Origin of the sequence: Phaeobacter sp. S60, from assembly GCF_000826845.1 — a bacterium.
Classification (GTDB): Bacteria; Pseudomonadota; Alphaproteobacteria; order Rhodobacterales; family Rhodobacteraceae; genus Phaeobacter; species Phaeobacter piscinae.
On record NZ_JSWJ01000004.1, the window covers coordinates 40,021 to 52,787 of the forward strand.

At 61.2% G+C, this 12,767-nt stretch carries 13 protein-coding genes; 8 read left to right on the forward strand and 5 right to left on the reverse strand.

From position 1 onward, the window contains the following. Positions 1 to 34: 34 nt before the first annotated feature. From purH to OO25_RS05130, 3 genes are all read right to left on the reverse strand, one after another. Complete coding sequence (gene purH / locus OO25_RS05120) at positions 35 to 1,624, reverse strand: bifunctional phosphoribosylaminoimidazolecarboxamide formyltransferase/IMP cyclohydrolase (RefSeq protein WP_040178775.1); 1,590 nt, start codon at positions 1,622 to 1,624, stop codon at positions 35 to 37. 23 nt (positions 1,625 to 1,647) lie between these two features. Further along, positions 1,648 to 3,390 carry a heparinase II/III family protein gene (locus OO25_RS05125; RefSeq protein WP_040178776.1) on the reverse strand — a complete coding sequence of 581 codons (1,743 nt, stop codon included), beginning with the start codon at positions 3,388 to 3,390 and terminating at the stop codon, positions 1,648 to 1,650. Positions 3,391 to 3,523: 133 nt separating this feature from the next. Then, positions 3,524 to 4,789 (reverse strand): RsmB/NOP family class I SAM-dependent RNA methyltransferase, encoded by a 1,266-nt coding sequence (locus tag OO25_RS05130; RefSeq protein WP_040178777.1) that lies wholly within the window; start codon positions 4,787 to 4,789, stop codon positions 3,524 to 3,526. Positions 4,790 to 4,878: 89 nt separating this feature from the next. Between OO25_RS05130 and OO25_RS05135 the strand changes: the two genes are divergently transcribed. Continuing rightward, the gene (locus OO25_RS05135) at positions 4,879 to 5,082 is read left to right on the forward strand and encodes a DUF1674 domain-containing protein (protein ID WP_040178778.1); all 204 of its coding nucleotides are present in this window, start codon (positions 4,879 to 4,881) and stop codon (positions 5,080 to 5,082) included. A gap of 23 nt (positions 5,083 to 5,105) precedes the next feature. Beyond that, on the forward strand, positions 5,106 to 5,441 hold the full coding sequence (locus OO25_RS05140) for a putative quinol monooxygenase (RefSeq protein WP_040179140.1): 336 nt from the start codon (positions 5,106 to 5,108) through the stop codon (positions 5,439 to 5,441). A 3-nt stretch (positions 5,442 to 5,444) separates the two neighbouring features. On the opposite strand, the gene dapB is transcribed toward OO25_RS05140, so the two are convergent. Beyond that, positions 5,445 to 6,266, reverse strand: a complete 822-nt coding sequence (gene dapB / locus OO25_RS05145; RefSeq protein WP_040178779.1) for a 4-hydroxy-tetrahydrodipicolinate reductase — start codon at positions 6,264 to 6,266, stop codon at positions 5,445 to 5,447. A gap of 114 nt (positions 6,267 to 6,380) precedes the next feature. On the opposite strand from dapB, the gene rbfA reads away from it, so the two are divergent. The 6 genes from rbfA to rpsO all read left to right on the forward strand — a co-directional run bounded on the left by rbfA (position 6,381) and on the right by rpsO (position 10,749). Then, positions 6,381 to 6,776 (forward strand): 30S ribosome-binding factor RbfA, encoded by a 396-nt coding sequence (rbfA, locus tag OO25_RS05150; RefSeq protein WP_040170160.1) that lies wholly within the window; start codon positions 6,381 to 6,383, stop codon positions 6,774 to 6,776. Positions 6,777 to 6,793: 17 nt separating this feature from the next. After that, positions 6,794 to 7,531, forward strand: a complete 738-nt coding sequence (locus tag OO25_RS05155) for a phosphodiester glycosidase family protein (RefSeq protein ID WP_040179142.1) — start codon at positions 6,794 to 6,796, stop codon at positions 7,529 to 7,531. 131 nt (positions 7,532 to 7,662) lie between these two features. After that, complete coding sequence (gene truB, locus OO25_RS05160; RefSeq protein ID WP_040170158.1) at positions 7,663 to 8,568, forward strand: tRNA pseudouridine(55) synthase TruB; 906 nt, start codon at positions 7,663 to 7,665, stop codon at positions 8,566 to 8,568. A gap of 43 nt (positions 8,569 to 8,611) precedes the next feature. Next, complete coding sequence (locus OO25_RS05165; protein WP_040178780.1) at positions 8,612 to 9,130, forward strand: DUF1643 domain-containing protein; 519 nt, start codon at positions 8,612 to 8,614, stop codon at positions 9,128 to 9,130. Positions 9,131 to 9,232: 102 nt separating this feature from the next. Beyond that, positions 9,233 to 10,267 (forward strand): calcium-binding protein, encoded by a 1,035-nt coding sequence (locus OO25_RS05170; protein WP_040178781.1) that lies wholly within the window; start codon positions 9,233 to 9,235, stop codon positions 10,265 to 10,267. 212 nt (positions 10,268 to 10,479) lie between these two features. Continuing rightward, on the forward strand, positions 10,480 to 10,749 hold the full coding sequence (rpsO, locus tag OO25_RS05175) for a 30S ribosomal protein S15 (protein ID WP_024098682.1): 270 nt from the start codon (positions 10,480 to 10,482) through the stop codon (positions 10,747 to 10,749). A gap of 81 nt (positions 10,750 to 10,830) precedes the next feature. Here rpsO and OO25_RS05180 read toward each other — a convergent pair whose 3' ends face one another. After that, positions 10,831 to 12,447 (reverse strand): methyltransferase regulatory domain-containing protein, encoded by a 1,617-nt coding sequence (locus OO25_RS05180; RefSeq protein WP_040178782.1) that lies wholly within the window; start codon positions 12,445 to 12,447, stop codon positions 10,831 to 10,833. Positions 12,448 to 12,767: the final 320 nt, after the last annotated feature.

The window sequence follows — 12,767 nt, forward strand, 5'->3', positions numbered from 1 at the left end:
GGGCCAAAGCCGGCCCGATCTGCGTTAGCCGCGTTTAGTGTCGGAAGTGACGCATGCCGGTGAAGACCATTGCCAGGCCTGCGTCATTGGCGGCCTTGATGACCTCATCATCGCGCATGGAACCACCGGGCTGGATCACGCAGGTGGCACCGTTTGCCGCAGCTTCCAGAAGACCGTCCGCAAAGGGGAAGAATGCATCGGATGCAACCGCAGACCCTTTTGCCAAGCTCTCCGGCAATTCCAGCGCATCAGCCATCCGCTGCGCTTTCACGCCTGCGATGGTGGCACTGTCCAGGCGGCTCATCTGGCCGGCGCCGACACCAACGGTCTGGCCAGATTTGACATAAACGATGGCGTTGGATTTCACGTGTTTTGCTACCTTCCAGGCAAACAGCAGATCCTGCATCTGCTCATCGGTCGGGGCCTTCTCGGTGACCACCTTCAGGTCGTCCATGGCACGGTGACCGACGTCCTTGTCCTGCACCAGCATTCCGCCAGACACCTGACGGGTGGTCAGACCCGTGTCCTGCGGGTTGGGCAGACCATCCGTCAGCAACAGACGCAGGTTTTTCTTGGCCGCAAAAATTGCCTTGGCCTCATCCGAGGCACCGGGGGCGATGACCACTTCGGTGAAGATCTGCACGATCTCTTGCGCGGTTTCGCCGTCCAACGGCTGGTTCAGAGCCACAATCCCGCCAAAGGCAGAGGTCCGGTCGCAGTCGAAGGCCTTTTGGTACGCATCTTTCAGCGTTGTGCCACGGGCCACGCCGCAGGGGTTGGCGTGTTTGATGATCGCCACGGCCGGGCCATCAGCGGGTGCAAACTCGCTGACCAGTTCAAAAGCCGCATCGGTGTCGTTGATGTTGTTGTAGGACAGCTCCTTGCCCTGCACCTGCTGCGCGGTGGCGACACCTGCGCGGGCGGAGCCATCAAGGTAGAAGGCCGCCTGCTGATGCGGGTTCTCACCATAGCGCAGGGTCTGCGCCAGCTGTCCTGCCACGGCGCGGCGGCGCGGCGCCTCAAGATTCAGTGCGCCCGCCATCCAGTTCGATACTGCCGCGTCATAGGCGGCCGTCCGGGCATAGGCGTTCTGTGCCAACCATTGACGGAATCCATAAGAGGTCTGGCCATCATTGCGATCCAGCTCTGCGAGCAGCGGTTCGTAGTCCTCGACATCGACCACAACGTTCACGAACAGGTGGTTCTTTGACGCCGCACGGATCATTGCCGGGCCGCCAATATCAATGTTTTCAATGCAGGTGTCGTAGTCGCCGCCCTTGGCCACGGTGTCCTCAAACGGGTAGAGGTTCACCACCAACAGTTCGATGGCGCCGATCCCATGCTCTTCCATCGCGGCCACATGCGTGTCGTTGTCGCGCAATGCCAGCAGCCCACCATGCACCATCGGATGCAGCGTTTTGACTCGGCCATCCATCATTTCCGGAAAGCCAGTGATCTCGGAGACGTCCTTGACGGTCAGCCCTGCGTCGCGCAGCGCCTTGGCCGTGCCGCCAGTTGAGAGCAGCTCAACGCCGCGTGCCGCCAAGGCCTTGCCCAGGTCGATCAGCCCGGTCTTGTCGGATACGGAAAGCAACGCACGGCGTACGGGGTGAAGGTCAGTCATGGCAGGGCAGGTCCTTTTCAGGCTCAGTCGGTTAACGCGGGATCATCCCGGTTCAGGTCTCGCACGGCAACGGCAGTCTCCTGCGCCTTACTGAGCGTCCACCGGATGCGCGTGGCATAGTTCATTGCCCGCCCGGAGAGAACGATCTGTTTTGCCGCACGCGGCTTCAAGCGGGTTTTTTCCAAGTATACGCTGGGTTCCAGCTTCAACTCGCAGGTTCCATCATGACGGAACACCCAGATCTCCCCGCTCTTGAGCGCCATGGATACTGCTGCGCCCCCCAAGTCAAGGGCTGCGTCCACATCCGGGTGCAGATGCAGCCGGATCTCAAAGCCAATACCGCCCAGCGAATGGGCGTCCATCGCCTTGTCGAAACGGCGTTTGTTGCGGGTATCCAGCGCCAGCAACATGTCCTCACCAGCCAGACCACGGCCATCCACCGCCAGTTCCAGCGTGCGCGCATGGGTCAGGCCGAAATGGCGCTCATAGCCATTGTGCCCGCCTTGGAAGCGATAGCCGTCTTCCAGATCAGACACATCCAGCGGCACGTTATCGGGCGCCTCAGTCATGATCTCATGGCCGCTGCCGCGTTCCGGCGGGGCCAGGCGGGCGCTGGAATGCCCTTCGATACAGAGCGTGGAATGGGACGGTGTTGCCCGCCCCGCTCGGCGCCACTCAACACCAAAGGTTTCGCCCGAGCCGCAGTTGACGATCAGCGGGCGACGACCGGATGTCAGCTCAAACGCCAGGGTGGAGGCATGACCATTCCAAGAGGCGCGCCCTGTCGGCGGAACAGACGCATCAATGATCACCGAGGTGCGCCGCCCGGACAGGCGGGCATAGCCCATCGCCAAACCATCGGCGTGGCGCGTGGTGACATGGCTTGCCGCAAGCGCATGATCCAGCCGCCCCTCCAGCCCGCGACCACCGCCGTGGAACCGCGCGAGACCGCCATCCGCATGACGCAATGTGCGCAGGGTCGGTGCGATCCGCTCAATCGCGGCCAGTTGCGCGGGTGGAACGCCGCGTCCGGCATCCTGTAACGCAGCCGCAGCCCAGGTCAGCAGGGTAAAGACCTCCAGCAGCTCCTCAGGGTTGCGGGTCGGCAGGCCACCCTGATCATCAATCTGGCTGGAGCATTCCTCGGCCAGGGCCTTCAGAGCGGGGTCGACCTGATCCTCATGCCCCTTGAGAGCAAGGCCCGCGTAGATCAACCCGGTGAGTGCCTCAAATCGGGGCAATCCGGGGGAGGCCCCTTGCCAGCGGCGGGAGAGGAACCAGGTCTGGCGGGACAGGGCCCCGAAAAACGCCTCCGATTGCTCCGCCGTGCGGGCCGCCAGCAGGAACAGCGCGTGGTTGATCCAGCGGATCACCCGACGACCGGTCAGATCCGGCGACCAGCCCGGCCCGCTGCCGTTGCCATGGGTGTCGATCCATCCCCAGACCCAGAGCTGTGCCTTTTCCCGGGCCCGAAAATCACCGACAGCGGCCAGATCATCAAGCCAGGCAAACCCGTGCCGTTCTGCATCAAAAGCGAGATCGGGCGCCACCACATCCCAGAGCCCGGTGGTCGGCGATTCGACGAGGTAACCCGCAAACAGAAGATTGCCCGCCACCAGTTGCCGACCGCGGGCAAAGCTGCCGATGGTGCGCGGCTCAGGCTGCGACACAAAGGCCGTGGCGCCGGGCTGCCGTCGCGCGCGCCGTGCGTAAAAGCGGTTCAACAGGCGGGTGCCGCGCCGCGCCATTCTATCGTATCGGGACATGCTCTCTTGCCTCACGCCAGAGATTTTTTCCGGGGCGTTTTGCGCTGAGCATAGCGAGGCTTACAGGCCAAGTCACCGATAATGCGGCAGGCGACCCGATGGCCGAGCGGCGAAGGACCGCCGAGACCTGAGGTCAGGCCGCGCCCTTGCGCAATTCCGCCATGTAGAAACCGTCCATACCGCCCTGATCAGCCCAGTAATCAGGTCGCAGACGCAGCCCGCCTTCTTCTGTGATCCAGTCGGGGTCGATGCCCGCGACCGCGTGGATCCGATCGCCGACCGACATATCGGGAAACATCTCAAGCGCATCTTCAACTTGGCATTCACCCTCATCCGGCAGGAGCGAACAGGTGCAGTAAATCAACCGTCCACCCGGTTTCACCAGGCTCCAGGCATGGGCAAGCATCTGTGCCTGCAATTCAATCAGCGCGCCAAAGCCACTGCCATCCTTGGCATGGGGCAGATCCGGGTGCCGGCGAATCGTGCCCGTTGCGGAACACGGCGCATCCAGCAGGACCGCATCATATTGGCCGGTCTGTTCCAGCGCATCACCGACAACCACCGTGGCGCTGAGGCCGGTCCGGTCAAGGTTCTCCGACAGGCGCGCCATCCGACCAGCGGATTGATCCACGGCCGTCACATTCGCACCTGTGGCAGCGATCTGCATCGTCTTGCCCCCCGGCGCCGCGCAGAGATCCAGCACCGATTCGCCCGGCTGTGCCGCCAACAGCTGCGCAGGCAGCGCGGCGGCGGCATCCTGTACCCACCAGTCACCGGCCTCAAATCCCGGCAGGCCAGAAACTTGAACCGATCCGTGGAGACGGTAAGACCCGGTTGGCAGGCGGGTTGCCTCCAACGCCGACAGATCGGCACCAGGTTTCGCCGTCAGATCAAGCGGCGCGCCCGCCAGATGAGCCGCCTCAATCGACAGCATCGCAGGTGCGCCCCAGGCCTGAGACAGCGGGCTGCGCAGCCATTTCGGCAGGCGCGGGACCCGCAGCTTGGCCCATTCAGCAGGCCCCTGATCCGCCACCTTGCGCAGAACCGCGTTGACCAGCCCCTTCAGTTTACCGTGGCGGCGGTGACGCGCGATAATGTCCACCATCTCGTTTACCACCCCATGTGCCGCCCCGCCCTGACACAGTTCGACGGTGCCAATACGCAGGGCATTGTGAACTGTCAGCGGCGTCGATTTCTTAAGATGTTTCTGCAGGATCCGGTCCGCGCGTTCCAAATTGCGCAGCGTATCTGTTGCCAGTCGCTGACTGCGCGCCCGCTCCTCCACCGGGAGCTTGTCCAAGGCGCCAGCTGCATAACATTCAGACAGCAGCTTGCCCTCCCCGAGCACCTGATCCAGCAGGTGAATAGCGCGGCGGCGGGCTTGGCTTGCGTTGGACATGCGGGTCTCCTGATATAGGGCAGCGGCGCAATGGGTTGTCGCCGCCGGACGCGGGCGTATATCATAGAACGACAACAAGGGAACCCGGCATGAGTGACGCTGACAAAACCAAAATCGATCCGGCAACAGATCTGCCGCCCGCCGCACAGCGGGCGCTGGCGGAAGCCGCAGAACGGCGCAAGGCCGCTGAGGCCGAGGCGGCCAATCGCCCGGTTGAGCTCGGCGGTCGCGATGGTCCAGATCCCGCGCGTTACGGTGATTGGGAGAAAAAAGGCATCGCCATCGATTTCTGACGGTGTCACCGCAGGAGGCCTGCATGATCATCGAGATCCGCCGCTACAGGCTGCACCCCGGCAAACGCGAAGCCTTTATTGAGGTCTTTGAACGGGTGAACAGACCAGCATTGCGCGACGCGGGCATGCTGGTTTTTGGTCCGATGCGCGATCTAGAGGATCCGGATGTCGTCCACTGGATGCGCGCCTTTGCAACGCTATCGGACCGCGAACGCATCAAGGATGACTTCTACGACGGGCCTGTCTGGCTGAAAGAACTGGAGCCTCAAGTGATGCCATTGATCGCCCATTTCGAAGCTTCGGTGGTGGAAACCACCGAAGGGTTCGAGACGTTCAGCGGCGCCGCATCCCTGCTCTGAGGATCAGAGGCCCAGCACATCCAGCATGTCGTATTGACCGGGTTGCTTATCCTGACCCCAAAGTGCGGCCTTAATGGCCCCGCGGGCAAAGATCGCACGGTCCGTCGCCAGATGGCGCAGGACGATACGCTCTCCCTGGCCGGCAAACAGCACGTCATGTTCCCCGACAATATCACCACCGCGAATGGCGCTGAAACCGATATCACCGCGCTTGCGCGCGCCGGTGATGCCATCGCGCCCGCTGTCGCTGACATCTGAGAGCACCACGCCGCGCCCTTCGGCGGCGGCCTCTCCCAACATCAGCGCGGTGCCGGAGGGGGCGTCGACTTTGTGATGGTGATGCGCCTCAATCACTTCGATATCAAAATCTTCATCAAGGGCGGCGGCGACCTTCTTGGTCAACTGGACCAGCAGGTTCACGCCAAGGCTCATATTGCCAGCGCGCATCTGCACCGACTGACGCGAGGCCGGTTCCAGCTGGGCGATCTCTGCGTCGCTCATCCCGGTGGTGCCGATGACATGGACAACACCGGCCTCGGCCGCCAACCCGGCAAAGGCAATAGTCGCCGCTGGGCTGGTGAAGTCGATCACGGCCTGCGCCTTGGCAAAGGCAGCAGCCGCATCGTCGGTCACTGTCACACCGATTTCAGAGCCGCCCATGGCCAGCCCCACATCCTTGCCGACCCAATCGTGGCCTGCCCGCTCCACCGCGCCGACCAGATGCGCGCCGGGATGATCCGCAACCGTCTTGATCAGCATCTGCCCCATGCGCCCAGAGGCGCCGGTGATCACGATGCCGGGTGTATCCGTGCGGGAAGCTGTCATGTCAGTGGTCCTTAGGTGTTGCGCTGGATCGCGGGTGGTCTGTTTCGGGCTGGTTTTGTCCTAACCGCTTGTGCTGCGCTTGGCAAAGCCCCGCTTTCGGCATAAATCGGATATATGGCTAAGAACAAACTCCAAGAGGGCTCAGGGCCCTCACAACGTCAGCTCCGCGTCGGCGAATTGATTCGCCGCGCCTTGTCCGAGATCTTTGCACGCGGTGACCTGCATGATCCCGAATTGAACCGGCTGTCGATCACCGTTGGTGAGGTTCGCACCTCGCCCGATCTGCGTATTGCCACGGCTTATGTGCTGCCGCTTGGTGGCAAGGGGCAGGAAGACACGCTCAAACTGATGGCTCGCAACAAGGGCGAACTGCGTCGGATGATCGGCAAGAAGCTGGCACTGAAATTCACGCCGGAACTGCGGTTCCAGCTGGATGACACCTTTGACCGGATGGATGACACCCGCCGGATGCTGTCGCAGGACGCGGTGCGCCGCGATATCGGCGAGTGATTCGCTGGGCGGTGGCTGTGGTGTTGGCCCTTTGGGCTGCGCCTGCAGCGGCGGTGGACTGCCGCGACATCGCCTATGACGGCAATCGCTACACGATCTGCGAGGTCGACGTGGCCGAAGATGAGCTGCGCCTGTTTCTGAAAAACGGCGCGGGCGAGGTCTACGGTCATTTCTCGACAATCGAAAACGATCTGGCTGCCAAGGGGCAGAGTCTGCCCTTTGCGACCAATGCCGGCATGTACCATCGCGACCGTTCTCCTGTCGGATTGTACCGGGACGGCGACGGCGAGGAGATGCGGCTGATCACAACCCCCGGTCCGGGCAATTTCGGACTGTTGCCCAATGGGGTGCTGTGTATCGGCGCTGCCCGCACGGATGTGATCGAAACACTGACCTTCGCCGAGACAGAGCCATCGTGCCGCTATGCCACGCAATCCGGCCCGATGCTGGTGATCGACGGCGCGTTGCACCCGCGGTTTCTGCCGGACTCGACCTCGTATTTCATTCGCAACGGCGTCGGCACCAGCGCCGACGGCAAGCGCGTGGTCTTTGCCATCTCGCGGAACGCTGTGACGTTTCACCAGTTTGGCAGCCTGTTCCGGGACCATCTGAAACTGCCAAGCGCGCTCTATTTTGATGGCAATATATCGCGGCTCCACGCACCGCAGATCAATCGCAGTGATGCCGGTTTCATGATGGGGCCGGTGGTGGGCGTGGTGGCAGACGGCACCAAGAGCGACGCGGCGACCAACTGAGCCAACCACGCGCGTTGGGCCAGCCCGCGCCGCAGTTGGCTGACGGTTTCGCCACCTCCCGCGATTGACAGCCCGGGATGGCTGGGCTACCTCGCGCGCCTCTCTCACCGACGATGACATTGGGGTACGATATGGGACGCAAACGCAAAGGGCGCGATATTTCCGGCTGGCTGGTGGTCGACAAGCCTGCGGGGCTGACGTCCACTGCGGTTGTCAACAAAGTCCGCTGGGCCTTTGATGCGAAGAAGGCAGGCCATGCCGGCACATTGGATCCCGAGGCAACCGGCGTTCTGGCAGTCGCCCTCGGCGAAGCCACCAAGACCGTGCCTTATATCACCGATGCGCTGAAGGCCTACACCTTCACCGTGCGGCTCGGTCAGGCGACCAATACCGATGACGCCGAAGGCGAAGTGATCGCCAGCAGCGACACACGGCCAAGTGATGAGGACATCGTGGCGGCGCTGCCGCAATTCCTTGGTGATATCATGCAGGTGCCACCAAAATTCTCAGCGGTGAAAATCGACGGTCAGCGCGCTTATAAACTGGCCCGCGACGGTGAAGACATCGAACTGGCCGCCCGCCCGTTGTGGGTTGAGGAGCTGATCCTGGTGGATCGTCCTGATGCTGACCATGTCGTGTTGGAAATGACCTGCGGCAAAGGCGGCTACGTGCGGTCCATCGCGCGGGATCTGGGCGCCGCGCTTGGGTGTCAGGGCCATGTCAAATGCCTGCGCCGGATCTGGTCGGGGCCGTTTGACGCCGAGGATGGCATCAGCCTTGAGACGCTGGATGAAATGGCCAAATCGCCGGATCTTGATGGCTATCTGCGCCCGCTTGAAGAAGGGCTCGCCGATCTGCCGCAGCTGACCTGCACACCTGAAGGCGCGGCCAAGCTGCGCAATGGCAATCCCGGAATGGTGCTCGCCTCCGATGTTGAATACGGCGAGGAAGCCTGGGCCTCACTGGATGGTCTGGCTGTTGCGGTTGGACACTACAAAGCCGGCGAGCTGCATCCCAGCAGGGTCTTCGTCCGCTAGGCTGCGGTTGACAGCGGCGCGAGGTCTGGGCACGACGGGCACCATGATCCATCGCAGCCACACCAAGGGCGACGCGCCTTCAAACGCGGTCTATTCCGACTGCGAGCAGTATCGATATAGCCTCAGCCGGATCTGGGATCCGGCAGGGACACGGGTGATGATTGTGATGCTCAACCCGTCCACCGCAACTGAGGTGCAGAACGATCCAACGATTGAGCGCTGCGAAAGACGCGCGCGCACCTTGGGACATGGCGGATTTCGCGCCACCAATATCTTTGCCTTTCGGGCCACCGATCCGCGCGACATGAAACGCGCAGCGGACCCGGTTGGCCCTGATAATCTCGGAATAATTCTGGAGGGTGCGGCCTGGGCGGATCAGGTGATCTGCGCCTGGGGCACCCACGGCGCGTTTCGTCAGCAAGGTGATCAAGTTGCGGCGGCGCTTGTCGAAACCGGTAGTCCGTTGTTTCATCTCGGACTAAGCAAGGCCGGTCATCCCAAACACCCGCTCTACATTCGCTACGACCAGAAACCTGAACCCTGGCGGCCCAAGTCGGCATAAGATCTTGCTAACCATCGCTTTCGATTTGGTTTGATATACAACCATTGCGTGTTCAATATTGATCATGCGGGTGTTCCGCGTGTTTTGTAAGGGGTCGCCGGAATGTTGATGCTGGCTGCAATGTTGGGGGTCGCCGCCGTTGGTGGCATCTTGTTGATTGACGAGGGGGGCGATGACCCGGAAAGCTCTGACGTCAATGACCACGCGGCAGAGGGAAATACCGATGAAACCTCCTCCCTAGCTTCACTTGTCTCCACGGGGACCTCCGGGAGCGATCAGCTTGGCGGCGGCGATGCGGATGATTCTCTACAAGGTCTTGCGGGACACGATCAGCTGAACGGCTACTCCGGCGATGACGGGGTGCTGGGCGGCGATGGTGACGATTCTTTGCATGGTGGAGAGGGCCACGACACGCTGCAGGGTGGGGATGGAGATGATCTTCTGCACGGTGACGATGGCGATGACCTGCTGTCCGGAGACGACGATGACGACAGGTTGTTCGGCCACTTCGGTGAGGACATGCTTGACGGCGGTGCAGGCGATGATCAGGCCCACGGCGGTCACGGCAATGATACGCTGGTCGGGGCTGACGGGCGCGACGCGCTGCACGGGAACGACGATGATGATCATCTGACAGGTGGGCAGGGGCAGGACACGCTGTTCGGCGGCACTGGCGATGATCGTCTGGTCGGCAATGATGATGGTGACGCCACGGATTATCTGAACGGCGGTGACGGCGATGACACGATACTTGCCGGGGCCGGTGATATCGTGACCGCCGGCACAGGCGCCGATAGTATCCTTGTTGGCGCCGGAGATTTCTATATCAGCGAGGACGCAAATGGGGACAACGCGGCCCCCACCGCCCCCATCGATTTATCCGATTTCAATAGCAATGAGGATCAGCTGGTTGTCATCTGGGACAAATTCGGCTCTGACACGCCTGTCGTTGACGTGAGCAGCAATCCAGATACCCCCGGTGAGCATATCGTGACCATCGACGGCGAGGAGGTGCTGCGCGTTATCGGACTGGCAGAGTTAACTGCGTCCGACATACTGGTGGTCGACCAAGATGCCGCTGTCGGCTTTGGCGTGATTGCCAAAGAATCGGGGGATGGCGGACTGACGCTCGAGTGACCCGGATCTGGTCGGGTCGACATCCGCTGCGCTGACAGAGACCACTCTTCAAAACCTTTTGCTATTTCCGAAGAATCTGCGTATACGCGCGACCTGTTCAACGGCACTGCGACTTTCTACGGAAAACTGCAGTGCCCGAGACGCCTCCATGGGCCTGTGCTGGACGACATCCCGGCCTGCGCCATTCACACAAACCTTCAAAGGAGACCCCGATGTCGATCACTGCTGAAGAAAAAGCCCGCCTGATGAAAGAATTCGCAACCAAAGACGGCGACACCGGTTCCCCGGAAGTCCAGGTTGCAATCCTGACCTCGCGCATCAACACCCTGACCGAACACTTCAAAACCCACAAGAAGGACAACCACGGTCGTCGTGGCCTTCTGAAAATGGTTGCTCAGCGTCGTAAGCTGCTGGACTACACCAAAGGCAAAGACGTGGCCCGCTATCAGGACCTCATCAAACGTCTCGGCATCCGTCGCTAAGCGCGACGACCTGACGAATAAAAAACGCCCGCGCCTCTCGGCTGCGGGCGTTTTTTATTTCAGTGCATGATCCGTGGTCAGCTAGGCGACAGCGCCGCTCTGTGACGAGGCAGCCGTCGGATGGGCCATTTCCGGCTGCGATGGGTCGGCCTGAAGCAAGCTCACACCAAGGCCTGCGAGAATACCCAGACGCCGCGCTGAAAAAGCATGGGCGCGGGCGCGCAAGACGGCAAGGTTTTCCTCTGGTAGGTCCAGAACGCGACCCTCCTGCTCCAGCCGTTGCCCTTGGGGCTCAAGAATTCGCCAGACGAAGGTCGCCCAGTCATTTGGTGTCTGATGACCCTCGCTTTGAGCCAGTAGGAACAGCTGCTCCATTCGGTCAACCGCGACACCGCCCCCCGTCACCGGGGATGCCAGGAATCCCAGGCGCTCGCTGTCCTCAGCATTCTTACAAACCGCCATATTGAAGTCGCGGCACCGCACAATCCGATCCGCATATCCCGCTTGCGGCAAACAGGGCACGATATGGCCCGCACCGGTCAGAATCGTCAGCATCCGCGTAATGTCGCCCCAAGTCATATCTGAGAACACCCCTTGCTCCAGCAAGGCACGAACGGTGTGGTGCCCATCGGACAAAGCCTGCAAGACAGGCTCATACTGGCTCGCTTCCAGCGCGATATCGCCCTTGCGCCAGCTGACTTTCAACGGGCCGGTTCCATAATGACGCGCCAGCGCAAAGGGGGTCTGAAACCACCCTCCGACGCCGCCACGTTGTGTCTGTGGCAGCCACCCCCGTACAAAAACATCTGCGCGGAACTGCTCGTTCAACAGAATATCACGCAGGCCCTCGCGCCTGACTGAATTGCTTTCTTCTGCGAGCAGCGCCTGCTGTGGCCTGCTGAGACAGATATCGTCGATGTGATCCAGAGGGTTCGCCGCGCCCATAAACTCCAGTTTTGCCTGCGCAAGATCATCTGCAACATCGGCAAAATGGAAGGGGGTCCAATCTTTGTTGAAGAACTCATGCGCGAGATAATTCCGGGACATGGACTTCATCTCGCTCAGCCGGGTCAGCTGACCAGGATTGGAGGCAAAGAAACCGGCGTCGGCCAGCTTCAATCGCTCGGCGAAATCCAAGGCCTCATCGATGCGTTGTTCCAGTGACCCGTTGCCTTGGGCCGCGCGATCCGTCAGCAATCGGCGCAATGGCATCGATGGTGCCCAGCCCGGTTGTGTATTGTAACTGATATAGACCAGTCCACCGGGTTTCAGGCGACGGGCAATAAAGTCGATAATCCGTTCCTGATTCTCACGCGAAACCCAGCTATAAACACCGTGGAGCGCAATCACGTCGAAGCTGTTTGGCAGGGTTGCCTCCTCCTCAAAATCCTCAAAGGACCTTTCGTAGAAGGTGACATTGGGCACCGCGGCCTCCCGCGCCAATCGATGTGCGCCAGCGATATGCGCCGGATTGAAATCCATGGCATGTACATCAACATGCGGGTTTGCAGCGGCCAGCAGATTGGCGGTGAACCCCTGCCCACAGCCCAACTCACAATAGGTTAGACGGTTGTCGTCCAACCCATGCCGATGCCCCCGCGACAACGCAGCAAACGCCAAGCGCGATGGCGTCATCTCATGAAAGAAATCATGCGTGTAGTCGAGCTCGGCAACATAGCCGGAGGTCCAATCGTTCATTCAGCACCTGTTCGTTCGTGGTGGGGGCGACGGCGTCTTTCCCTTCTGGGGTGAGCAATGTTTTCATAAAAACGTTGAGGATCTGGTTAATGCATCAGTGTTTTGAGTTGCCAAGTTTGCCGGTGCGGCCTGCTGCATTGGCCCGGCGCCAAAATTTCAATGCACTGGCTCGGCCAGCGCTTGCCCTTTCAATCTGTGCAAAAATCCTGTAAGGGCGGCCTATCTGAGACGTGCTGCCAAGACCCCGGCAGTCGAAAGAAAGATAGAGAGGGGTCGGCGGCAATGGGGCCGCCACATCAAACGGGAGACCCGGGATACGC